This window comes from Nesterenkonia sp. CL21 (genome assembly GCF_031705515.1).
In the GTDB taxonomy this organism is placed as follows: Bacteria; Actinomycetota; Actinomycetes; order Actinomycetales; family Micrococcaceae; genus Nesterenkonia; species Nesterenkonia aethiopica.
This window is the reverse complement of record NZ_JAUTWR010000001.1, coordinates 113,136-135,177: the sequence shown is the minus strand read 5'-3', so window position 1 is coordinate 135,177 and position 22,042 is coordinate 113,136. Positions and strand designations below refer to the sequence as shown.

At 70.7% G+C, this 22,042-nt stretch carries 19 protein-coding genes and 1 tRNA gene; 15 read left to right on the top strand and 5 right to left on the bottom strand.

The features are described from left to right. Positions 1 to 90: 90 nt before the first annotated feature. The 4 genes from mnmA to Q7C18_RS00555 all read left to right on the top strand — a co-directional run bounded on the left by mnmA (position 91) and on the right by Q7C18_RS00555 (position 3,393). Positions 91 to 1,278: a tRNA 2-thiouridine(34) synthase MnmA gene (mnmA, locus tag Q7C18_RS00570; protein WP_311023558.1), complete on the top strand. Its 1,188-nt coding sequence runs from the start codon at positions 91 to 93 to the stop codon at positions 1,276 to 1,278. 70 nt (positions 1,279 to 1,348) lie between these two features. Further along, complete coding sequence (locus Q7C18_RS00565; protein WP_070159221.1) at positions 1,349 to 1,732, top strand: chorismate mutase; 384 nt, start codon at positions 1,349 to 1,351, stop codon at positions 1,730 to 1,732. After that, entirely contained in the window at positions 1,729 to 2,841 is a 1,113-nt protein-coding gene (locus Q7C18_RS00560; protein ID WP_311023555.1) for a hypothetical protein, read from the top strand. The genes Q7C18_RS00565 and Q7C18_RS00560 overlap by 4 nt, the downstream gene beginning before the upstream one ends. A gap of 33 nt (positions 2,842 to 2,874) precedes the next feature. Further along, the gene (locus Q7C18_RS00555; RefSeq protein WP_311023554.1) at positions 2,875 to 3,393 is read left to right on the top strand and encodes a DUF664 domain-containing protein; all 519 of its coding nucleotides are present in this window, start codon (positions 2,875 to 2,877) and stop codon (positions 3,391 to 3,393) included. Here the strand turns inward: Q7C18_RS00555 and Q7C18_RS00550 are convergent. Continuing rightward, complete coding sequence (locus Q7C18_RS00550; protein WP_311023552.1) at positions 3,350 to 4,573, bottom strand: cysteine desulfurase family protein; 1,224 nt, start codon at positions 4,571 to 4,573, stop codon at positions 3,350 to 3,352. The genes Q7C18_RS00555 and Q7C18_RS00550 overlap by 44 nt on opposite strands. Before the next feature lie 128 nt (positions 4,574 to 4,701). Here Q7C18_RS00550 and Q7C18_RS00545 point away from each other — a divergent pair, with 128 nt between their 5' ends. The 4 genes from Q7C18_RS00545 (at position 4,702) to rraA (ending at position 8,540) form a co-directional block, all read left to right on the top strand. Next, positions 4,702 to 5,751: a J domain-containing protein gene (locus Q7C18_RS00545; RefSeq protein WP_311023550.1), complete on the top strand. Its 1,050-nt coding sequence runs from the start codon at positions 4,702 to 4,704 to the stop codon at positions 5,749 to 5,751. Positions 5,752 to 5,795: 44 nt separating this feature from the next. Further along, positions 5,796 to 6,269, top strand: a complete 474-nt coding sequence (locus tag Q7C18_RS00540) for a tRNA (cytidine(34)-2'-O)-methyltransferase (protein WP_237089938.1) — start codon at positions 5,796 to 5,798, stop codon at positions 6,267 to 6,269. Between the two features lie 113 nt (positions 6,270 to 6,382). Continuing rightward, on the top strand, positions 6,383 to 8,050 hold the full coding sequence (locus Q7C18_RS00535) for an RskA family anti-sigma factor (RefSeq protein ID WP_139827590.1): 1,668 nt from the start codon (positions 6,383 to 6,385) through the stop codon (positions 8,048 to 8,050). A gap of 19 nt (positions 8,051 to 8,069) precedes the next feature. Continuing rightward, positions 8,070 to 8,540, top strand: coding sequence for a ribonuclease E activity regulator RraA (gene rraA / locus Q7C18_RS00530; protein ID WP_070158831.1), 471 nt, complete (start codon positions 8,070 to 8,072; stop codon positions 8,538 to 8,540). A 61-nt stretch (positions 8,541 to 8,601) separates the two neighbouring features. On the opposite strand, the gene Q7C18_RS00525 is transcribed toward rraA, so the two are convergent. Next, the gene (locus Q7C18_RS00525; protein WP_311023547.1) at positions 8,602 to 9,426 is read right to left on the bottom strand and encodes a PIG-L family deacetylase; all 825 of its coding nucleotides are present in this window, start codon (positions 9,424 to 9,426) and stop codon (positions 8,602 to 8,604) included. A 7-nt stretch (positions 9,427 to 9,433) separates the two neighbouring features. Further along, positions 9,434 to 10,615, bottom strand: coding sequence for a trypsin-like peptidase domain-containing protein (locus tag Q7C18_RS00520; protein WP_311023545.1), 1,182 nt, complete (start codon positions 10,613 to 10,615; stop codon positions 9,434 to 9,436). 1,045 nt (positions 10,616 to 11,660) lie between these two features. Here Q7C18_RS00520 and Q7C18_RS00515 point away from each other — a divergent pair. From Q7C18_RS00515 to Q7C18_RS00490, 6 genes are all read left to right on the top strand, one after another. Continuing rightward, on the top strand, positions 11,661 to 13,235 hold the full coding sequence (locus Q7C18_RS00515; protein WP_311023544.1) for a hypothetical protein: 1,575 nt from the start codon (positions 11,661 to 11,663) through the stop codon (positions 13,233 to 13,235). A gap of 89 nt (positions 13,236 to 13,324) precedes the next feature. Further along, positions 13,325 to 14,161 (top strand): PspA/IM30 family protein, encoded by an 837-nt coding sequence (locus Q7C18_RS00510; RefSeq protein ID WP_070159131.1) that lies wholly within the window; start codon positions 13,325 to 13,327, stop codon positions 14,159 to 14,161. 172 nt (positions 14,162 to 14,333) lie between these two features. Next, entirely contained in the window at positions 14,334 to 15,248 is a 915-nt protein-coding gene (gene pdxS, locus Q7C18_RS00505; protein ID WP_396954315.1) for a pyridoxal 5'-phosphate synthase lyase subunit PdxS, read from the top strand. Next, complete coding sequence (gene pdxT / locus Q7C18_RS00500) at positions 15,245 to 15,832, top strand: pyridoxal 5'-phosphate synthase glutaminase subunit PdxT (RefSeq protein ID WP_311023540.1); 588 nt, start codon at positions 15,245 to 15,247, stop codon at positions 15,830 to 15,832. The genes pdxS and pdxT overlap by 4 nt, the downstream gene beginning before the upstream one ends. Positions 15,833 to 15,917: 85 nt before the next feature. Then, positions 15,918 to 17,207 (top strand): hypothetical protein, encoded by a 1,290-nt coding sequence (locus Q7C18_RS00495; RefSeq protein ID WP_311023539.1) that lies wholly within the window; start codon positions 15,918 to 15,920, stop codon positions 17,205 to 17,207. A gap of 22 nt (positions 17,208 to 17,229) precedes the next feature. Next, positions 17,230 to 17,787 carry a GNAT family N-acetyltransferase gene (locus Q7C18_RS00490; RefSeq protein ID WP_311023538.1) on the top strand — a complete coding sequence of 186 codons (558 nt, stop codon included), beginning with the start codon at positions 17,230 to 17,232 and terminating at the stop codon, positions 17,785 to 17,787. Positions 17,788 to 17,944: 157 nt separating this feature from the next. Here the strand turns inward: Q7C18_RS00490 and Q7C18_RS00485 are convergent. Next, positions 17,945 to 18,018 (bottom strand) — tRNA-Met (locus tag Q7C18_RS00485). A 147-nt stretch (positions 18,019 to 18,165) separates the two neighbouring features. On the opposite strand from Q7C18_RS00485, the gene Q7C18_RS00480 reads away from it, so the two are divergent. Then, positions 18,166 to 18,606, top strand: a complete 441-nt coding sequence (locus Q7C18_RS00480; protein WP_311023537.1) for a DUF2231 domain-containing protein — start codon at positions 18,166 to 18,168, stop codon at positions 18,604 to 18,606. A 186-nt stretch (positions 18,607 to 18,792) separates the two neighbouring features. On the opposite strand, the gene Q7C18_RS00475 is transcribed toward Q7C18_RS00480, so the two are convergent. Next, positions 18,793 to 21,906 (bottom strand): UPF0182 family protein, encoded by a 3,114-nt coding sequence (locus tag Q7C18_RS00475; RefSeq protein ID WP_311023535.1) that lies wholly within the window; start codon positions 21,904 to 21,906, stop codon positions 18,793 to 18,795. Between the last annotated feature and the right edge of the window lie 136 nt (positions 21,907 to 22,042).

The following is a 22,042-nucleotide window of genomic DNA, read 5'->3' as shown; positions in this document are numbered from 1 at the left end:
TTATGTCCGCCCCACCTCAGCGGGCCGCCACCGCCCCTGCTCCTCCGGACTGGGAGCGCACCGGGCGGCTGTGAGACCCTGGAAGGCGTCATGAAGGTACTTGCTGCGATGTCCGGAGGCGTGGACTCGGCCGTGGCGGCCGCCCGCGCCGTCGACGCCGGCCACGAGGTGGTCGGCGTCCATCTTGCCCTCTCCCGCATGCCAGGGACCCTGCGCACAGGCTCCCGCGGCTGCTGCACGATCGAGGACTCCTCCGACGCGTGGCGCGCCTGCGAGAAGCTCGGCATCCCGTTCTACGTCTGGGACTTCTCCGAACGCTTCAAGACCGACGTGGTGGACGACTTCATCGCCGAGTACGCGGCCGGTCGGACCCCCAATCCGTGCATGCGTTGCAATGAGAAGATCAAGTTCGAAGCGCTGCTGGACAAGGCGATCGCGCTGGGCTTCGACGCCGTGGCCACCGGCCACTACGCCTCGATCGTCGACCGCCCCGACGGCACCCGGGAGCTGCACCGGGCCGCCACCTGGACCAAGGACCAGTCCTATGTGCTGGGCGTGCTGACCACCCAGCAGCTGGCGCACTGTCTGTTCCCGCTCGGCGACACCCCGTCGAAGGAGCTGGTGCGCGCCGAGGCCGCCGAGCGTGGCCTCTCCGTGGCGAAGAAACCGGACTCCCATGACATCTGCTTCATCCCCGACGGCGACACCCGCGGCTGGCTGGCCGAGCAGATCGATCTGCAGAACGGCCCCATCCTCGATCCGGCCGGTGAGCAGATCGGCGAACATGAGGGCTCCCAGGCCTACACCGTGGGTCAGCGGCGCGGGCTGAAGCTCGGCCGCCCCGCCCCCGACGGCAAGCCCCGGTTCGTGCTGGAGATCCGGCCGAAGGACAACACGGTGGTGGCCGGCCCCCAGGAGCTGCTGGAGATCGACCGGCTCACCGGCATCCGACTCTCCTGGGCCGGCCCCGCCGTGCCGGAGGCCGAGACCGGTGACTGGTTCCCGGTGGATCTGCAGATCCGGGCCCACGCTGACCCCGTCCCGGCCCGAGCGCGGGTCCAGAGGGCCGACGACGCCGTCGGCTCACCCGACAGCGACGGCCTGGACAGCGACGCGGGCGGGAACAGCGTGGAACGGCTGGTGGTCGAGCTGGAGGAGCCGCTGCGCGGCGTCGCTCCGGGACAGACCGCCGTGATGTACCAGGGCACGCGGGTGCTGGGCCAGGCGACGATCGACACCGCCCGGTCGAAGAACTACCAGCCCGCCGTCGGCGCCTGAGGCGGTTCTCCGGCGTGTCTGAGGGCAGATCCCGACCGTGGGCGCCGCCGGATCGACGTAAGCTGGAACCATGACTTCGAGCCCTGATCAGCGCGCCGGCGACGCCGCCCAGCACGTGGACCCGGAGGTCCTGGAGGATCTGTTGGCGATGCGCGCCAGCATCGACAACATCGACGCCACGCTCGTGTATCTGCTGGCCGAACGGTTCAAGGCCACCCAGCGGGTGGGGGTGCTCAAGGCCCGTCATCAGCTGCCCCCGGCGGATCCGGCCCGCGAGCGAAACCAGATCGCCCGGCTCAAGCGCCTCGCCGAAGACGCCCAGCTGGACCCGGAGTTCGCGGAGAAGTTCCTCAATTTCATCATCGAGGAGGTCATCCGCCACCATCAGGCGATCTCCGCCTCCGAATCGACCCCCGACCCGTCCCGCCCCGGCGGCTCCCGTGAGGTTCGATGAGCGGGCGTACCCGACCCGAGGCTGAGCAGGCCGAGGGCACACGCCCACAGGCGGTGCTCGCCACGGCCGACGGCGTGATGCCCGGCGACCAGTCCCTGGTCTCCTCCCAGCGGTTGGAGGAGGAGCTCTCCGGCCACCTGCCGGCCCTGGCCGAGCTGCCCGCCCGCGGCCACCACGCCACCCTGCGCGGACGCGCGATCGCGATGCTGGCCGAGCTGCCGGCGGAGCTGACCTCCTACGGCTGGCGGCTGGTGGACCGGCCCGGGGCGGACCATCGGCGTGCCGTGCAGCTGCTGCGCGCCGACGTCGACACTCTCGCCGACGTGCGAGGGGCGCGCGCGGAGGACGGCGGCGACGACCAGCCCGCGGAGCTGGTGCTGCACCTGCTGGGACCGGTCAGCCTGGCCGCCCAGCTGGCGCTGCCGGGCGGGGAGAAGCTGCTGGTGGACCACGGGGCCCGCCGTGATCTGGCCGACTCGCTGGCCGCGGGAGCCGCCGAGCACCTGGCCCACGTGCGCCGGTCCTGCGCTCCTGCCGCGCTGCGGGTGGTGCTCCTCGAGCCTGACCACCAGCGGGTGCGCACCGGCTCGGTGCCCACGGTCAGCGGCTACCGGACCATCCGCGCCCTGCCCCGGGATGAGACCCGTCGCATGATCGGCGTGGTCGTGGAATCGCTGCGCGCCGCCGGGGCTGACGAGGTGCTGCTGGACCTGGGCGAGGCGCCCCTGCTGGAGCATGTGGAGGACCACCGAGCCCCCACCGGCACCCGGGTGGACGGCTTCGGCCTGCCCGTGCCGGCCCTCACCACCGGCGACTGGGAGCGGGTTGCCGGGCTCGTCGAAGAGGGCACCCGGTTCCATGCCGGCCTGCTGCGCTCCGTCCCCCGGTCGATGCAGGAGACGCCGCAGGTCAGCGTCCTGGCCCGGCGGCTGAGCGAGCCCTGGCAGGCGCTGGGGATGCCGTCGTCGTCATTGGCGGCGCTGTCCGTGACGCCCCTGGCCTCTGCGGCCCGGGACCAGCTCGCCGCGGTGAGCGAGACCGATGCCCTGCGGCTGGTCAGCCGCACCCGGAACGCCGCCGAGGCGCTCACCGACCAGATGACGGCATGACCAGATGACGGCATGACCAGATGGAGGCATGACATGAGGACGCCCACCAGCACTGATCTGCGCGACGAGATCCTCCTGCGCTTCATCCTGCAGAAGTTCGACCAGCTCGTCACGCTGGTGGGGTCCCTGGAGGAGGCCGACGCCGGCCGCGACCTCGGCGAGCACACGGGCCCCGAGGTCTCGACGAACTCGGCGGTGCAGCTGCTGGTCCATGTCTGCGGCGTCATGCGCCGCTGGTCGTCGTCGGTGAACCTGGGCGTGCCGGTGCCCCGCGACCGAGACGGGGAGTTCACCACGCAGATGCCGGCCGCCCAGGCGCTGGAGCTCGCCGCACGGGCCCGGGAGGCCTTCCTCGACGACATCGCCGCCACCGACTGGTCAGCGGCGCCCGCCGCCCTCCCCGCGGGCCGGGACGAGCAGTGGACCGTCACCTGCCATGGTGTGCTGCTTCATGTCTTCGAGGAGATCTGTCAGCACCTGGGCCACGCCGAGATCACCCGTGACGTGGTCACCGCCCGGCGGCCATCCCTGCCGCCCGAGCCTGCGCGATGATTCTCGGCAGGGCGGCGGCGAGCGCCTCGACGTCGTCGGCGGTGGTGGTGTGCCCCAGAGTGAGGCGCTGGGCGCCGCGAGCCTGATCCTCGCTGAGCCCCATGGCCAGCAGCACATGGGAGGGCCGCGGCACACCGGCGGTGCAGGCAGACCCGGTGGCGGTGTCGAAGCCGGCCATGTCCAGCATGAACAGCAGCGAGTCCCCTTCGGCGCCGTCCACGGTCAGGTGCAGGTTGTTCGGCAGGCGGCGCTCCGGGTGGGTGCGCGGGTCCGGACCGCGCAGGGTCACCCCCTCGACGTCGATCACGGCCTCCAGCAGCGTGTCCCGCAGCGCGGCGATCCGGGCCGACTCCTCCACCCGCTGGGCGACGACCTCCTCGGCGACGGCGGCGAAGGCGCACAGTCCGGCGGCATCCAGAGTCCCGGAGCGGATGTCCCGTTCCTGTCCCCCGCCGTGCAGCACCGGAGTCAGGGGGACGTCCCGGCGCACCAGCAGCGCGCCGATCCCCACGGGGCCGCCGATCTTGTGCGCGCTGACCGCCAGCGTCGCCGCGCCGCTGGCGGCGAAGTCCACCGGCTCCGCTCCGACGGGCTCGCCGCCGAAGGCCTGGACGGCGTCCGAGTGCAGCGGGATGCCGTATGCGGCGCAGGCCCGGGCGAACGGGGCCACCGGCTGCAGGGCCCCGGTCTCGTTGTTGGCCCACATGAGGGTCGCCAGCGCCACGGACTCCGGCTCCTCGGCGATCAGCTCCTCCAGCAGGGCGCAGGAGGCCTCGAGGTCCAGCACACCGTCAGCGCCCACCGGCAGGAGGACCAGTTCGGCGTCCTCCTGGGACTCGAGCCACTCGGCGGTGTCGAGCACGGCATGGTGCTCGATGCCGGGCAGCAGCACCCGACGACGGCGGGGATCCTCCGCTCGGCGGCTCCACCAGAGGCCCTTCAGCGCGAGGTTGTCCGCCTCGGTGCCGCCGGAGGTGACGATCACCTCGCTGGGGTGGGCGCCGAGCGTCGTCGCGAGACGGGCCCGGGCCTCGTCGACCTCCAGGCGGGCACGGCGTCCGGCCCCGTGCAGCGAGGCCGGGTTGGCCAGCCGGGGCATCATCTCGGTGAGCACGCGCACTGCGGTGTCACGGACCGGTGTGGTGGCGGCATGGTCGAAGTACCGGGAAGGACTCGTCATCGTCCCCTGATTCTACGAGCTCCCCGGCGACCGGGCTGGCAGGGCTCTCACCGCCGATGTCCGCGGTGGGCTGATCCGTGGCCGCCGACGGGCGAGGCGGCAGGATCAGGCGCTATCGTGAGGGAGCGATGAGCAACCAGTCCTCCCCCGGAGTCCCCGGCGCAGACCTCTACGGCGTGCTCGGCGTGCCTCCGGAGTCCGATCTGAAGACCATCCGGATCGCCTACCGGCGCCTGGCCCGGGACAACCATCCGGACAGGGGCGGCTCCGCTGAGGACTTCCACCGGATCCAGGCGGCCTGGGAGGTGCTGCGCTCCGCGGAGTCCCGGGCCGCCTATGACCGGACCCGCCGCGACGGCGGCACCGGCACCGGGGAGTCGACCGACGACGTCGACGCCGTCCGCTACGGTCCCTCCGGCACCTGGTCGGCTCCCAGCGGCCGGAGCCGCGGCAGTTCGGAGCGGGGGGCCCAGCGCACCGCCTCGGGCGCTGCGCATCTGCCTCCGGAGTACCGGCCGGCGCTCTCCGATCCCCGGCCGCTCTCCCTCTCTCTGACCAGCCAGCGCGTCCACGGCGAGTTCCGGTCCCACGGGCTGTTCGGGCGCAGCCGGGTCCAGCGCCGACACGAACGGACGATCGAGGTCCTGCAGCGCCACGTGCTCGACGAGCTGCCGGCGGCCCGGCTGTTCAACGACGTCCACCTCGACGCTCCGACGGTGGATCGTCGGGGGCGCCGTCGCTCCTCAGGAGGCGAACGCGCCGAGCATGTGGTCGTCTGCGGCGACCGGCTCACCGTGGTCTTCGCGCTCGAGGTGCCCACCCCGGCCGCGTCATGGGACGGGCAGGTGCTGCGCGCCGCCGGACGCAGTCTGGCCCTTCCGGATGTCGGCGCTCAGGCTCGCCGGCTCCGGGAGACGCTGACCCAGCGGCTGCTCGACGAACGGGGTCACGAGGTGGTGCTGACCGTGGATCACCAGGTGATGCTCCACTCCCCCGACGGCAGCCTGCTGTCCCCGGTGGTGGAGGCCTCCCGCGGCGGCGCTTCAGCCCCGTCGGCGGCCGGACGCGCCGCGCGAGCGATCGTGGGCCAGCTCGGCACCTCACCGCGGGCCAATGTGGTGGACCGCCATCTGCTGGGGGTCCTGCGAGACCAGCTCGCCTCCCCCGACGAGACGTAGCGGGCGGCGCGCCGGGCCGCCGCACGCGTCGTAGGATGGTCGCCGTGGAGAATCCGATCCGAGTGCTCGTGGACCAGCCGGAGATTCCCGGGAACACCGGGAACCTCATCCGCCTGGCGGCGGTGACCGGCATGCAGCTGCACCTCGCCGAACCTCTCGGCTTCGACTTCGCCGATGCGAAGCTGCGCCGTGCCGGACTCGACTATCACGACCTCGCGGTGATGACCGTCCATCCGAGCCTGGAGGCGGCCTGGGAGGCGCTGGCCCCCGAGCGGGTCTTCGCGTTCACCGGAGACGGCGACACCGGGCACACCGCCGTCGACTACCGACCCGGCGACGTGCTGCTCTTCGGCCGGGAGTCCACCGGGCTGGACGACCACGTCAAGGACGACCCCCGCATCACCGCGAAGGTGCGCATCCCCATGCTGCCCTCGCGGCGTTCCCTGAACCTGGCCAACTCGGTCTCCATCGCCGTCTACGAGGCCTGGCGTCAGCACGGCTTCGACGGCGCCCGCTGAACCTCCTCCGGACCTCCTCCGGACCTCCGTCCAGCGGTCCGCCGGCCGACATCCCGCCGACTCCGAGCGTCGGTCCCGGGCGGGGGCGGTCCCGGTCGCTAGACTCACGGAACATGGAGACTGCTTCCCCGCGCCGTGACGGCGACCAGCCTCACCCCGAGGACCAGGAGACGTCGGGGGTGTCCGTCGCGCCTGACGACGCCCCGGGACACGATCCGCGGCAGGATCCCGGCGCACACACCGGGGAGCCTTCCCGGAGCGCCGAGCCGACGACGGCGCCGCAGCTCTCCGAGGACCCGACGCTGGGCGAACTGCTGACCGCCACCGCCCATGGGGATCAGGCCTCCTTCGCAGCCTTCTACGAGGCCACCGCCGACGTCGTCTACGGTCTGGCGCTGCTGATGCATGAGGATGCCGCCGGCGCCGACGCATCCTTGGTGGCCGTCTATCACCACCTGTGGGACCAGGCTGACGTGCGGGCTCGCGACCTGCGGCTGCAGACCGCCGCCTCCGAGACCCTCACCGACGAGCACGCCGAGGCGGAGGCCGACTACCGCCCCAGCGAGTACGAGCTCGTGTTGGAATGGCTGGTGCCGCTGGCCCACCGGATCATGGTGGACAGGTTCCGGGACGGCTCCGTGGCCCCGATCAGCCTCGCGGCGATCTCCGACGGCGGCGGCGTGGCCGGGCTCCCCGAGGAGATCCTCGGCGACTTCGAGGTGCTCTCGGACTCTCAGTCCCAAGCGCTGGCGCTGAGCTACCTCACCGGGCTGACCCACCGACAGATCGCGGAGACCGTCGGCGCCGCCATCCCCGCGGTGAAGTCCCGGCTGCGCGACGGCATGACCCGGCTGCACACCCAGCGCAGCGCCCGCGACGAGGAGTTCGATCCGATCCTCCGGGCCGCCGTCACCCGGCGGGACCTGGAGCGCGGCACCGGGGTCAACCGCAACTTCACCCGGGAGATCGCCGCAGACCTGGACAAGGACCTGCTGGTCGAGCTCGCCGAGGTCTACGCCCTCGACGCCGTCGACGACCGGGAACGCTCCCTGCTGGACGAGATCGTCCTGGATGCTGACGAACGCACCGCCCAGCAGTGGGACACCAGGGTGCTGGCCGCGCGCCGCACCCTGGCGGAGATCTTCACCGCCCACCCGACGGTGCCTCCGGCCCACCTGCTGGAGGAGGTGCTCCTCGACCTCGGGGATCAGGAAGTCGGCATGGGCATGGTGGAGGAGTTCTCCACCCACACGGAGGAGACCGCCAAGCGCGAACCGATCATGAAGCGCTGGATGGTGCTCACCGGACTCGCGGTGGTGGTGCTGCTGGCCGTCGTGCTGGTCTGGCGGTTCACCGGCGGCCAGGACGTGGTCGCCACCGCCGACGGTGCCGAGGACGCCCGGGTGCTCGACGGGCTCGAGCTCGCGGAGGGCGGGACCGCCGAGGCGGTGCTCTCAGCCTCCGAGGACGTCGGCTATGTGGACTTCCAGGATGTGGCGGACCTGGACGGGCTCTCCTACCAGGTCTGGCTGCTGCCCTCCGACGAACGTCCTCCCAGCTCCCTGGGAAGCTACAGCGCCGAAGAGCTGGAGGAGGAGATCATCACGCTGCGCGCCATCGGCGGCTATGAGCAGCTGTTGGTCACCGCGGAGCAGATCCGCGGGGAAGAGAGGCCCACCGGCGAAGTGATCGTGGAGATCCCGCTGCGCGACCGCATCACCGAAGGCCCCCAGTACGGGGGCGGCACGTCCGCCGGCGAGGACGAAGACGACGAGGAATGACCTCCAGGAGGAGTCGACGATGACCGCTGAGTTCACCACCTGCGATCTCTATGACGCCGATGAGAGCCTGCAGTCGGTCTCCCTGCAGATGCAGGACCTGGGCGGGCGGACCCGCTTCGCCGGACCGGTCCGCACCATCCGCTGCTTCCGCGACAACGCCCTGGTCAAGACCACGCTGAACAGTCCGGGCGACGGAGCGGTGCTGGTGGTCGACGGCGGCGGCTCCCTGGAGTCCGCCCTCATGGGCGACATGATCGCCGAGGCGGCAGTCGCCCACGGGTGGGCGGGGGTCGTGATCAACGGCGCCATCCGCGACCGGACCGCCGTCGCTCAGCTGGACCTTGGTGTCAAGGCGCTGGGATCGAATCCGCGCAAGTCCTCGAAGGAGGGCACCGGCGAGCAGGATGTGCCGGTCGAGTTCGGGGGTGTGGTGTTCCGTCCCGGCGCGATGCTGCACGCCGACGAGGACGGCGTCCTGGTCGAGCCCTGATCCTCGGTCGAGCACTGTTCCTCGATCGAGCACTGCTCCTCCCGGAGGGGCCGGGCAGTGTTCAGAAGCCGGCGAAGGTGTCCGGCCCGTTGACCACGACCCAGTGGAAGTCCTCAGCCAGCCCCCCAGCCAGTCCCTCTGCCGGTCCCTCGGAGGACGTGTCGACGATGCCGGCGGCGGCATGGATCCGCCGCAGACGGGTGAGCACGAACTCCTCCATCCGTGCGGGATCAGGGTGCTGGCTGAAGTGCTGGCGCAGCGCCTCCAGCTTCCTGTCCTCGTAGCCGCTGACTTCCACGCGCAGATTGACCCGCTCCTCCGGGGCGGCCATGAGCATCAGGTGTCGGATCTTGAAGGCCTCCAACCCCTCCTGCTCCGCCAGCTCCGGGAACGCGAAGGGGTTCTCCACTGCCGGATAGCAGGCACGAACCACCGCCTCGCCGCAGGCCAGATGGTCCGGGTGGGACTTCTGCATCCTGTCCCAGGCCCGCTCCGGGTGCGGGGACATCACGACGTCGGGCCGCACCTGCCGCATCACCCGTACGATCTGGCGGATCAGGTCAGCCGTCGGCTCCACCCAGCCGTCCTTCTCGTCCAGGAGGATCACCTCGCGGACCCCGAGGACGGCGGCCGCCTCCTCCTGCTCGGCCTGGCGACGACGCGCCATCTCGACTCGGTCATGCCCGGTCTCGAAGCCGCCGGCATCGCCCGCGGTGAGCAGACAGAGGGTGACGTCCACTCCACGCGCGGCCAGCGCCGCGACGGTGGCGGCCGCGCCGAAGTCGACGTCGTCGGGGTGGGCGCCGAAGGCCAGCACGCGGCGGGCTCCCAGCACGTCGATCAGGGCGTCCGGGCTGTGCAGGGTGGAGCGCCGGTCACGGGTCATCGGAGCCTCACATCCCGCCGAGGGTGACCTCGGCCTCGTGCTCGTCGCCGTCGCGCAGATAGGTCACGGAGACGGTCTCCCCTGCCCGGTACTCGCGGACCGTGGCGGTCAGGGTCAGGCTGTCGTCGATCCGACGGTCGTCCACGTGGGTGACGATGTCGCCCTCCTGAAGCCCGCCCTCAGCCGCCGGGGACCCGTCAGCCACCTCCTCCACGTAGGCACCGGTGGTGAAGCTGCCGCCGGACTCCAGCGGCTGCTCGCCGGCGCCCGCGGCGTTCACGGTGACGCCCAGCAGCCCGTGGGAGGCCTCGCCGTCGGCGATGATGTCCTCGGCCACACGCTGGGCGTAGTCGATGGGGATGGAGAAGCCGACGCCGATGCTGCCGGCCTCCGCCTCGGAGATCCCGCCGCCGGTGGAGGCGATGGCCACGTTGACGCCGATGACCCGTCCTTCGGAGTCGACGAGGGCGCCGCCGGAGTTCCCCTGGTTGATGGCGGCATCCGTCTGGATCACGTTGAGGTGGATGGACCCCTGGGACGGCGAGGTCTCCAGGTCGGGGAAGTAGAACTCGAAGCCCTCACCGTCCTCTTCCTCCTCGGGCTCGGGGGCGTCCGGGGTATCCTCCTCCACGGCGGCGGAGGCCACCGAGATGGTCCGGTCCAGGGTGGAGATGATGCCGTCGGTCACGGTGCCGTCGAGCCCCAGTGGTGCGCCGATGGCGATCGCCTGGTCGCCCACGTTCAGGTCGGAGGAGGTGCCCAGCTCTGCGGGCTCGATGCCTTCGGTGTCCTCCAGCTGGACCACAGCGAGGTCGGAGAGCGGGTCCGTGCCGACCACCTGAGCGGTGCGCACCGAGCCGTCATAGAGCTTGACGTGGATCTCCGCCTCGGCAGTGGCCCCACCGAGGGTGACCACGTGAGTGTTGGTGAGGATGTGGCCCTCGTCGTCCAAGATGATGCCCGAGCCGGAGCCGGCCGCAGTGGAGCCGGCCACCGACAGCGTCACCACCGACGGCGAGGCCTTGGCTGCGGCCGCGGTCACCGCCGTGGCACTCTCCGGGTTGTTGATCTGGATGCCGGAGCCGCCGACGTCGACCTGCTGGTCCCCGCCGAGGAGTCCGACGGCGCCCGCACCTACTCCCCCGCCGATCAGGCCGGCCGCCAGCACGCCCACCAGGAACAGCGGCATGCCGACTCCGCGACGGCTCTTCTCCGGCTCAGCGGGAGCCCCGTGGTGGCCAGGGCCTCCTGGACCACCGCTGCTGCCACTGCCACCGGGGCCGCTGGGGCCGCCGTACCATGGCTGGCCGGAGTGCGGGGGCTGGCCGGAGTGCGGGGACTGGCCAGCGTGCGGGGACTGGCCGTAGGGGGCCACCTGTGCCTGGTGCGGGTGGGCGGCCGCCCCCGCAGAGGACGAAGCGGACGGCGCTGCCGGAGGCGGGAATCCGGGCTGGGCAGGGCCAGCCGGCCGATAGGGCTGCATCGCCGGGCCGGACGCGTAACCATGCGCCGAAGATGCCGGAGACCCCTGCTGGGGAGAGCGGGGCGCGGCCGTTCCGGGCGCGGGCACGGATCCCGCGGCGGCCGCGGCCCCGGCGGCCGGCGCCGCCGCGGCGGAGGGAGCCGACGACGCCTCGGCGGTGGCCGCTGAGCCCGGCGACCCAGCCTCGGGAACGAATCCACCACGCGGGCCGTGCTGGCCTCGGTCATTTCCAACGCGGTCAATGTCGGCTGGGTCGTGCTCGGCTCGGTCATGCTGGACGAGGGGCCGGGTCGGCTCAGGCGGCGCGGCGGGGATCCGCTGAGTCTGCTCCTCGCTGTCAGAGCCGCGCTCGGGCCCCGTGCCGGGCGTCGTCGTGCCAGGCGTCGTCGTGCCAGGCGTCGTCGACTCCTGGTCGAGCTCCGCGGACTCCGCGCGGTCCTGAGGATCTGTAGTCATGAGAAACCTGCCTTCACACCTGACGAGGCGCCCGCCGGAGCGAGCGCTGGATCTCCGGCCTCCGCGCGGTGCCGCGGGGGCGCACTCGAAGCATTGTGCTCGCCCATCCTGTACCTTCGACGATAACTTCCTGAACGCCTCCTGGGCGATTCCTGCGCTCCGTGTGACGCCTCTCCACCCTCATCGCTCCTCCTCAGCGGGCACACCCTGTGCGAAGCATGCAGGAGGACCCGTGTTCTCTGCCAACGTACTCGCCACCGTGGACGCACCTCGGGGGTGCTCATAGACTGACCCCATGCTCGAAGCCTTCGCGACGTCTCTGCCCGTCACTGTGGGAGCCGTCATCGTCGGCCCCCTGCTCATCGGGGCGGGAGTACTCGTGCTCATCGGGCTCGGCGCCATGTACCTCTCCGGCGGCAGGAAGCAGACCCGTCAGCTCTCCTCCGCTCCCGGGTCCCGCGCCATGGGGGCGGCCGGGGGCCAGGGCTCCGAGCAGCCCGCCGCGCCGGACCCTCGGGACACCATGCCCTACGGGCAGCTGCGCCAGCAGGCCGGCTCCATGCTGGTCGCTGCGGACGAGGCCGTGCGCTCCTCCGACCAGGAGATCCTGTTCGCCCAGGCCGCCTACGGGGACGAGGCCGTGGAGGTCTTCCGCCAGGACATCCAGAAGTCCAAGGACCACCTGCGTGATGCCTTCCGGCTCCAGCAGCAGCTGGACCAGCAGCCGCCGCAGGACGAGACCGAGGCGCGCCGGATCGTCCGGCAGATCATGGAGCACTGCGAGCAGCTGGACGCGTCCCTCGACGCCCACCGCCAAGAGTTCGAGGGGCTCCGCGACCTGGAACGCAGCCCCGGCCCGGCCGCCGCGCAGCTCAATGAACGCCTCGCCGACCTGCGGACCCGGCTGCACGCCGCCGCAGCCGAGCTGCCGCAGCTCCAGAAGCGCTACACCGGGGAGCCGTTGGAGAGCCTGCAGCAGAACCTGGACCGCGCCGAGGGCCTGCTGGAGGACGCGCAGTCCCACGGCGAGACGGCCGCGCAGGCCGCCGAGGCGCACCGCGCCTCCGACGCCGTGGTGGCCATCCACGCCGGAGAGCGGTCCGCCGCTGAGGCCGCCGCGCTGCTGGACTCCGCCGACCAGACCTCCTCCCGGCTCCAGGACGCCCGCCGGAACCTCGACGTCGGAGTGGCGCAGACCGAACAGGACGTCGCCCAGGCGCGCGCCACGCGTGATGCCGGGCAGGCGCCCGAGCTGGCCGGGCCGATCGCCGCCGCAGAGGCCGCCGTCGCCCGCGTGCGGCAGACCATCGACTCCGGCGAACGCTACGACCCTCTGGAGCTCCTGCTGGGATTGGAGCTGGCCCACCGGGAGCTCGATGAGCCGCTCAACGCGGTGCGGGACCGTCAGGCCCAAGACCGACGCGCCCGAGAGATGCTGCAGACCGAGCTGCTGACCGCCCGCAACCAGGTGCAGTCCTCCCAGGACTACCTCCGTTCCCGCGCCCACCGGGTGGGCACCACGGCACGGACCCGCCTGGCCGAGGCTGAGCGGTGCCTGTCCGAAGCTCAGGCCTTCGCCGACACGCAGCCCGCACGCGCGCTGGACTTCGCCACCCAGGCCAAGACGCTGGCGGTGCAGGCCGCCCAGATCGCCGAACAGGACCGGGCCGAGGAGAACCTCATGAACACCGGAGGGGGCTTCGGCGGCTACGGACGCCACTGGGGCGGCGGCTACGGCACCGGCTACGGCGGCGGGTATGGCACCGGGTATGGCTATGGCGGCGGCTACGGCCGTCGTCGCGGATCCGGCCGAGCGGGACGCCGCATGCTGCGCTACGGCATGCGCCACGGGCGCCGTCGGTGGTTCTGAGTGCTGACGACCTGTTCACCCGCACCCCCTGTGACGGGTGATCCTCGATGACTAGACTGATCTGAAAATCTCCAGGAAAGGTGATCACCGTGTCCAAGCAGTCCATCTTCGGCAGGATGTCCCAGCTGATCCGCGCGAACGTCAACGCGATGCTGGACCGTGCCGAGGACCCCGAGAAGATGCTCGACCAGATGGTCCGGGACTTCACCAACAACATCGCTGAGGCCGAGGAGGCGGTGGCCCAGACCATCGGCAACCTCCGGATGATGGAGGACGACTACCGGGAGGACCTCGACACCGCGCGCTCCTGGGGCCAGAAGGCGCTGGCCGCCTCCCGGAAGGCGGACGAGTTCCGCACCTCCGACGACGACGCCAACGCGCAGAAGTTCGACAACCTCGCCAAGGTCGCCATCCAGCGACAGATGGACGCCGAGTCCTCGGCCCGCACGGCAGAGCCGACGATCCAGTCCCAGCGGGAGATCGTGGACAAGCTCAAGCAGGGCCTCGAGCAGATGAAGACCAAGCGTCAGCAGCTCATCAGCAAGCGCGACGAGCTGGTGGCCCGGTCCCGGGCGGCCCATGCCCAGTCGCAGGTGCACGATGCGGTCAAGTCCATCGACGTCATGGACCCGACCTCCGAGGTGGGGCGCTTCGAGGAGAAGATCCGCCGCGAGGAGGCGCGGGTCCGCGGCCAGAACGAGCTGGCCGCCTCCAGCCTGGACGCTCAGTTCGAGTCCCTCGAGGACCTCGGCGAGCAGGCGGAGATCGATGCGCGGTTGGCCGCGCTGAAGACGGGCTCCACCTCGCCCGCCCTGGGCACCGGAGCCGAGCAGGGCGCCCTGGGAGCAGGGTCCGGCACCGGTGTCACCGAGGCCGACCTCGCCGAGCTCGACTCCGCCCTGGAGGGCAACGAGCAGCAGAAGTGAGCCGGGCCGCTCCGGGGCTCGGAGCCGCCACAGGGCGCTGATGCGCGCCAGCTCCACACCGGGAGGGTCCCAGATGACGTCTGGGGCCCTCCCGGTCTCTGTGGCAGGGGAATCTCTGCTTCAATGGATGTCTGGCAACCGTCACCTGGATCCATCGATGAGGAGTCCATCCGTGTCCACTGAGAACACTGAGTCCCCCGTGTCCGCCGAGCAGGGCGCGACCACGGTCAACACCGGCTTGGCCCACATGCTCAAGGGCGGCGTCATCATGGATGTGGTGACCCCCGAACAGGCGAAGATCGCCGAGGAGGCCGGCGCTGTGGCCGTCATGGCTCTGGAGCGGGTCCCCGCGGACATCCGCGCCACCGGAGGCGTGGCTCGCATGTCGGATCCGGACCTGATCAGCGGCATCATCGAGACCGTCTCCATCCCTGTGATGGCCAAGGCCCGGATCGGCCACTTCGTGGAGGCCCAGGTGCTGGAGCACCTGAAGGTGGACTACATCGACGAGTCCGAGGTGCTCTCCCCCGCCGACTATGTCCACCACATCGACAAGTCCAAGTTCTCGGTGCCGTTCGTCTGCGGCGCCACCAATCTGGGTGAGGCCCTGCGCCGCATCACCGAGGGCGCCTCGATGATCCGCTCCAAGGGTGAGGCCGGCACCGGCGACGTCTCCGAGGCGATGAAGCACATCCGCACCATCACGGCGGAGATCGCCGAGCTCAGCTCGAAGGCCGAGGACGAGCTCTACGTGGCGGCCAAGGAGCTGCAGGCCCCGTACGACCTGGTCAAGCAGGTGGCCCGAGACGGTCGTCTGCCGGTGGTCATGTTCGTCGCCGGCGGCGTGGCCACCCCCGCCGACGCGGCCATGATGATGCAGATGGGCGCCGACGGCGTCTTCGTGGGCTCCGGGATCTTCAAGTCCGGGAATCCGGCCGCCCGCGCCGCTGCCATCGTCAAGGCCACCACCTACTACGACGACCCCGCGGTGATCGCTGAGGTGTCCAAGGGCCTCGGCGAGGCCATGGTGGGCCTGAACGTGGCCGACGTCCCCGCACCCCACCGTCTGGCCGAGCGCGGCTGGTGAGCCCGCAGATCGGTGTCCTCGCGCTGCAGGGGGCGGTGGCCGAGCATGTTCGTGCTCTGACCGCCTCCGGCGCAGAGGTCCGCACGGTCCGGCGGCCGGCTGAGCTCGACGGCCTTGACGGCCTCGTCGTCCCCGGCGGGGAGTCGACGGCCATCGCGCGGCTGGCCGCCCCCGTGCAGATGATGGAGCACATCCACCGGGCGCATCAGGACGGGCTGGCGCTGTTCGGGACCTGCGCGGGGCTGATCCTGATGGCCCGCGAGGTCTCCGACCCTGCCGCCCTGGCCGGCTTCCCCCGGATCGGTGGACTCGACGTCGTCGCCCGTCGCAACGGCTACGGCAGCCAGCTGGACTCCTTCACCGAGCAGCTGGACGTCACCGGGCTGGACGAGCCGCTGGAGGCGGTCTTCATCCGCGCTCCGGTGATCGAGGAGGTCGGGGACGGTGTGGAGGTCCTGGCGGAGTCCCGCGGACTGCCGGTGGCGGTCCGCGAGGGTCGGGTCCTGGCGACCAGCTTCCACCCCGAGCTCACCCCGGATCATCGCCTCCACCAGCTGTTCGTGGACATGGTCGGCGCCGTGTGAGGTGCGTCTCGTCCATTCGGGCTTGTAAGCTCGTGTCCGATCGCTGGACCTGCTTCATCACCGCCCGCCGCGCCCCGAGGAACGCATGACTGCACACGACGACGTCGCACGGATGGCCGCCGACCCGGCCACGGACTGGGACACGCTGCACTGGATCGCAGAGAACCATCCGGAGCTCCGCCCTGTCGTCGCGGGCAATCCGAACACCTATCCGGAGCTGCTGGAGGCCCTGGCCGATCTGGATGATCCGGCGATCAACGACGTCCTGATGCGGCGGTTCCTGCCCCCGGACCAGTGGCCCGAGCCCGAACCGGAGCCCGAGCCGGAGCCCGAGCCGGAGTTCGAGACTCAGGACGAGGAGCGCGGGGCGGCCGCGGGCCTCCTGCTTCCCGGAGACGACCTCCCGGAGGAGCAGCAGCCGGACCAGCAGGATGCTGGCGCAGTCGGTGCAGTCGGTGCAGTCGGCGCGGCCGGGCCGGGGGCCGATGCCGCCGCGGGGGAGCCCGCAGATGCCGAGGCCGACGACGACCAGCCCCACCGCCGCCGTCGGGTCGCCGTCGTGCTCCTGGCCGTGCTGCTGCCGCTGATCGCGATCGGTGCGGTGGTCGTGCTGGGGCTGATGATCCTGGGCGATCGAGGCGCACCTGTGGCCGAGCAGACCCCGGCGCAGGAGCCCACCGCGTCCGAGCCGGAGGAGGCCGAGCCGTCGCCCGAGCCGGAGCCTGAACCGGAGGGCCCTGACCTCGACGAGCTGCGCGCCGCGCTCCAGGAGGTTCCCGAGGAGAGCGAGTGCGAGGACCCGCGGGCCGATGCGGAGTCCTTCGAGCTGCTGGCCGAGGCCGGCGAGGAGCAGGACGAGTGGAGTCAGGAGGACGAGGGGCTGGTCCAGGAGACGCTGGAGGATCTCCGCACCGCCTGTGACGACCCCTATGCGGCTCATGTGTATCTGCTGCTGGGCGGCGAGGAGGCCTCCTCCGACGAGCTCAGCGCCGCCGTCGCGGACATGGGGATCGACTGGTTCAACTACGCCTTCCCCGCTGGCGACGCCGCCGAGATGACCTCGTTCTCCTCTCCCACCGGCAACGTCGTGTGCGAGATCGGCGACTCGCTGCGCTGCCGGGTGCTGGAGCACAGCTTCGACGCCCCGGACGGCTGCGAGGACGGCACCACGTACCGGATCCAGGTGGACGTGGGCCCCGAGCCTGACTGCGAGGACCAGCTCGCGCCCGAGGACGAGCCCCAGGTGCTGCAGTACGGCCAGACCGCGCAGAACGGATTCTTCGCCTGCGCGTCGTTCCCCGCGCAGATGTCCTGCTGGAATCAGCTGACCGGTGAGGGCATCAACCTCTCCTCCACCAGGAACAGCGTCTACTGAGGCCCCGGCTTCGGGGGTGATCATGTCTGAGCATCGACCCCCGCTGCCACCCTGGCCGGAGGACCCACCACACCCCGGCGCGGTGACGCTGCGCGCGGTCCAGGACGCCGACGTCGAGATGGCCCGTGAGCTGTCCGAGGACCCGTACGTGCCCCTGATCGGCACCCTGCCCGCCCACGGCTCCGGGGAGGAACTCACAGCCTGGATCCGGCGTCAGCAGGGCCGGCACGCGGAGGGCACAGGCTTCGCCTTCACCATCACCGACGCCGACGACACCCCGGTGGGCCATTGCGGCCTATGGCTGCGGAACCTGCACCAGGGCCGGGCCTCCGCCGGATATGCGATCACCCCCTCTGCCCGAGGCCGAGGCCTGGCGGCGGACGCCCTCAACGCCCTCACTCGATTCGGGTGGAGCCTGGAGGGCCTGCACCGGATCGAGCTGTTCATCGAACCGTGGAACACCGCCTCCGTACGCACTGCGGAACGGGCAGGCTATGTGCGGGAGGGCCTGCTGTGCAGTCATCAGGAGATCGGCGGCAGGCGCCGGGACATGCTGCTCTACGCGGCGGTGCGGCCGTGAGCCGGTTCCCCGAGGCTCGCCCGCGAGCCTCGGGACCCTGTCGACGATGCTCGTTGCGAGGGCGAGCACTCCGCGGCCCACGGCCCGGGGTCAATCGTTCGGGCATGCGCGAAGGGCCCGACCGGAATCTCTTCCGATCGGGCCCTTCGGCTTCTCGTTGCGGGGGCAAGATTTGAACTTGCGACCTCCGGGTTATGAGCCCGGCGAGCTACCGAACTGCTCCACCCCGCGTTGACTTGTATTACTTTACCGGCGCATGAGCCACACGCAAAATCGAGACGAACGAACGGCCTGTGATCTCCGTCTCCCGGGCCGCAGAACCGTGACGTCCCAGGTCAGCCTCGGGTAGCGTCGGTGCCTCCACCGACAGTGACCCTCGTGACGCCGCCGGAGGCTCCCGTGATCTTCGATCTGCCGCTTCACCCGCTCGTCGTCCATGCCGTGGTCGTGCTGGTGCCGTTGGCCGCACTGCTGCTGGTCCTCGCGATCTGTGTGCCCCGTCTGCGCGCGGTCTGCGGACCGCTGGGGGTGATCCTCGCCGTGGCGGGGGCGATCTCCGCCGTCGTCGCGGACCAGTCCGGTTCGATCCTCACCGAGTACGTGGGCACTCCCGAGGAGCACATCCGCTGGGGGCTGCCCACCGTGTTCTCCTCCTCAGCGATGGCGCTGTCCTCGCTGCTGTGGTTCTTCCTGCGCGGCCGGCGTCTCCCCCGCCTGCTGTTCGGCGCCCTGACCATCCTCGGCGGAATCGCCGCGGTGACCTTCACCATCCTGGCCGGCCACAGCGGAGCCGAGGCCGTCTGGGGCGGGCTCAGCTGACCCGACGCTGCTGCTCCAGACCAACTCAACGTCACGAGAACCCGCACTGACACTGAGCCCAGAGACGACGGCGGGGCCGGCTCCCCGTGAAGGGAACCGGCCCCGCCGTCTGCGGTCCAGCTGGAGAACCCCGCTCCGGGGTTCCGCGGCCAGCTCCGGAGGCCGGAGCCTCCGGAGCTGTGAGGATCAGTCGCCGGCGATGGCCTCCTCGGCCGCCAGTGCGTCCTCCACGGCCTGCTGGAGCTCGGCCTGCGCCTCACCGTAGGCGGAGAAGTCACCCTCCTCCAGAGCCGCCTGCGAGTCCTGCATGGCCTGGTTGGCCCGCTCCAGGGCGTCGGCCAGCTGCTCCTCCGGGGATCCGGTCGGGGCGTCCTCCACCGTGGGCTCGTCATCCTCGGTGGTGGCGTCCTCATCCTCGGTCGGGGCCTCGAGGTCCTCGTCCTCGGTCGTGGCGTCGTCCCCGGTCGGGGCCTCCACGTCCTCGTCCACGGCCTCCCCCTCGACCCCGGCACCCTCGGCCACGGCGGCACCGGAGTCGCCGCCGAAGACCTGGTCCAGCGCCTCGCCGAGGGTGTCGGCGAAGCCGACCTCCTCGCCGTAGGAGACCAGCACCTTCCGCAGCAGCGGGTAGGCGGTGGCACCGGTGGACTGCACGTACACCGGCTGCACGTAGAGGATGCCTTCACCGGCCGGCAGCGTGACCATGTTGCCGTTGATCACCTCGGAGGCACCCTGACGCAGCAGGTTCAGCTCCTGGGAGACCACCGAGTTCGAGTCGAAGTTCGCCTGGGTCTGACCCGGGCCCGGCACGGCGGTGTCACGGGGCAGCTCCAGCAGGTGCAGGCTGCCGAAGTCCTCGTCCTTCACGCCGTCCTCGCCGGTGCCGGCGTCGCCGTTGGCGGCCAGGAAGCCGTAGAGCACGTTGCGCTGCTGGGCGCCCTCGGTGATCTGCGGGATGAACGTGGAGGTCAGGGAGAACTTCGGCTCGTCCTGACCCGGCATCTGCAGGGTCATGTAGTACGGCGGCTGCTTGACCGCTCCGTCGCCCTGGGTCGGGTCGTCCGGCACGGACCAGGCGTCGTTGTTCTCATAGAACGCACCCGGGTCGGTCACGTGGTACCGGCCCAGCAGCTCACGCTGCACCCGGAACATGTCCTCCGGGTAGCGGACGTGGTCCATGAGCTCCGCGCTCATGTCCGAGTACGGCTGCAGCGACTCGGGGAAGACGTTCTCCCAGGCCTTGAGGATCGGGTCCTCGTCATCCCAGGCGTAGAGCGTCACCGAGCCGTCATAGGCGTCCACGGTGGCCTTCACCGAGTTGCGCATGTAGTTGACCTGGCCGGAGAGCACCTGGCCGCCCTGCGTCAGGGCGTCGGTGGTGGCCGACTCCAGCTGCTGCTGCATGGAGTACGGGAAGTTCGCCGAGGTGGTGTAGCCCTCCACGATCCACTTCACGCGCCCGTCCACGATGGCCGGGTAGATGTTCTGGTCCACCTCCAGGAACGGAGCGACCTTCTCCACACGCTCACGCGGATGCCGGTCGTAGAGGATCTGCGACTCCTCGTTCATGTCGCCGGAGAGCAGGATCTCCGGGGACTGGAACTGGATCGCGTAGACCAGCCGGTTGAACAGGTTGCCCACAGAGGGGCCGCCCTCGCCGGAGAAGGTGTAGACCGTGTCCGCATCCGAGTTGCCAGAAGCGGGGCGGTCCAGCTCCATGGGGTCCGCACCCTCCGGCGCACCGACGATGGAGAAGTCGGTGGTGTTCTCGCCGAAGTAGATGCGCGGCTCGTAGTCCTCGTCGCTGGCCAGCTGGCCGCGGGTCGGGATGTCTCGCAGGGTGAAGTCGGGGCGACCCTCCGGGGTCACCGTGGAGGCGTTGGCCGCCACCAGACCGTAGCCGTGGGTGAAGATCAGGTGCCGGTTCACCCAGGAGGCGTCGTCGGCCACGTTGACCTCGCGGGCGGCGATGACGGTGTCCTCGCGCTCCCCGTCGACCTCGTAGCGGTCGAAGCTCAGCGTGTCGTTGAACGCGTAGTACTGACGGAACTGCTGGAGCTGGCCGAAGGAGGCCGAGACCAGGTTCGGGTCCAGCAGACGGATGTTCTGCGTGTTGGCCGCGTCCTCGGCGAGCGCACCTTCGGCAGCCCGCGTCTCGGCGTCGTAGTCGTCCTGAGTGATCTCATCGAACCCGTAGGCGAAGCGGGTCATCTCCATGTTCCGCTCGATGTACGGGCTCTCCAGGGTGCGCTCCGAGGGACGCACCTGGTACTCCTGCACCAGGAAGGGGTAGACCGCGCCGCCGACGATCGCGGTGACGATCAGCACGGCGGTGCCGATGATGCTGAAGCGCCAGCGACCGGTCACGGCGGTGACGATGAAGATCCCCGCCACCAGGACTGCGGCGACGGCCAAGATGGTCTGCGCCGGGATGACGGCGTGGACGTCGGTGTAGAGGGCGCCGGCCCAGTTGCCGTCCTGGTTGGTCAGGGTCGCATAGCGGTCCAGCCACCAGTTGACGCCCTGCAGCAGCACGAAGATCGCCGCGGTCACGGCGATGTGCCAGCGGGCGGCCTTCTCGATCACGAATCGGCCGCTGGGCTCGATCCGGATGCCGCCGTAGAGGTAGTGGCAGATGATCCCGGCGATCCCGGCCACCAGGACGGCGGAGATGAGGAAGCCGTTGATGAAGCCCAGGAACGGCATCGTGAACACGAAGAACGCGAAGTCCAGGCCGAACTCAGGGTCCGTCATGCCGAACGGCTCCTGGTTGAAGAACAGCAGCACCTCCTCCCAGGCGCCGGAGGCCGCCGTCCCGGCGAAGAAGCCCATCAGGACCGGCAGGCCGATCATCAGCAGGCGACGCATGGAGGTCAGCGTGTTCTGGTAGCGCTGGATCGACTCGTTCATCTGTCGATCCAGGGTCTGCGGCCGGCTGCGGAAGGCCAGGAAGAGGCTCAGCCAGACCAGGGCACCCATCACCAGGAACCCGGCCAGGAAGATCCCGAGCCGGCTGAGCCGCTCGACCCAGAAGACCTCCGAATAGCCGACCTGGTTGTACCACATGATCTCGGCGTAGAAGCCGGAGGAGATCACGAACGCGCCGATCAGCACCGCGATGATGATGATCGTCAGCGTCAGCGCGGACGGACGCCGCGGACCGCTGCGCTGCGGACGCTGCGATCCGCCGCCGCCGGACCCCCCTCGGCCGGAACCGCCGTCGTCGTCAGAGCCGCCCGAGCCGAACAGGCCGGAGCCGCCGAAGGGGTTCGTCGAACCGAATCCCTGGGAGAAACTCACATCTACCCTCTCTTCGTCCCGGCCGGCGTCGTCGGTGCTCGATCCGTCCGGGACGTTGTGCTGTTGTGCTGGTCTGCTGCTGGTCTGGTCGAGTTGTTCAGGTGTCGTCGTCGTGGTCGGGGCCGCCGCAGGCTGC

What these genes read in the sequence shown, in the direction of transcription:
- mnmA (WP_311023558.1), top strand. Translation starts at nt 91, where the DNA reads ATGAAGGTACTTGCTGCGATGTCCGGAGGCGTGGACTCGGCCGTGGCG.
- Q7C18_RS00565 (WP_070159221.1), top strand. Translation starts at nt 1,349, where the DNA reads ATGACTTCGAGCCCTGATCAGCGCGCCGGCGACGCCGCCCAGCACGTG.
- Q7C18_RS00560 (WP_311023555.1), top strand. Translation starts at nt 1,729, where the DNA reads ATGAGCGGGCGTACCCGACCCGAGGCTGAGCAGGCCGAGGGCACACGC.
- Q7C18_RS00555 (WP_311023554.1), top strand. Translation starts at nt 2,875, where the DNA reads ATGAGGACGCCCACCAGCACTGATCTGCGCGACGAGATCCTCCTGCGC.
- Q7C18_RS00550 (WP_311023552.1), bottom strand. Translation starts at nt 4,573, where the DNA reads ATGACGAGTCCTTCCCGGTACTTCGACCATGCCGCCACCACACCGGTC.
- Q7C18_RS00545 (WP_311023550.1), top strand. Translation starts at nt 4,702, where the DNA reads ATGAGCAACCAGTCCTCCCCCGGAGTCCCCGGCGCAGACCTCTACGGC.
- Q7C18_RS00535 (WP_139827590.1), top strand. Translation starts at nt 6,383, where the DNA reads ATGGAGACTGCTTCCCCGCGCCGTGACGGCGACCAGCCTCACCCCGAG.
- rraA (WP_070158831.1), top strand. Translation starts at nt 8,070, where the DNA reads ATGACCGCTGAGTTCACCACCTGCGATCTCTATGACGCCGATGAGAGC.
- Q7C18_RS00525 (WP_311023547.1), bottom strand. Translation starts at nt 9,426, where the DNA reads ATGACCCGTGACCGGCGCTCCACCCTGCACAGCCCGGACGCCCTGATC.
- Q7C18_RS00520 (WP_311023545.1), bottom strand. Translation starts at nt 10,615, where the DNA reads ATGCCGCTGTTCCTGGTGGGCGTGCTGGCGGCCGGCCTGATCGGCGGG.
- Q7C18_RS00515 (WP_311023544.1), top strand. Translation starts at nt 11,661, where the DNA reads ATGCTCGAAGCCTTCGCGACGTCTCTGCCCGTCACTGTGGGAGCCGTC.
- Q7C18_RS00495 (WP_311023539.1), top strand. Translation starts at nt 15,918, where the DNA reads ATGACTGCACACGACGACGTCGCACGGATGGCCGCCGACCCGGCCACG.
- Q7C18_RS00490 (WP_311023538.1), top strand. Translation starts at nt 17,230, where the DNA reads ATGTCTGAGCATCGACCCCCGCTGCCACCCTGGCCGGAGGACCCACCA.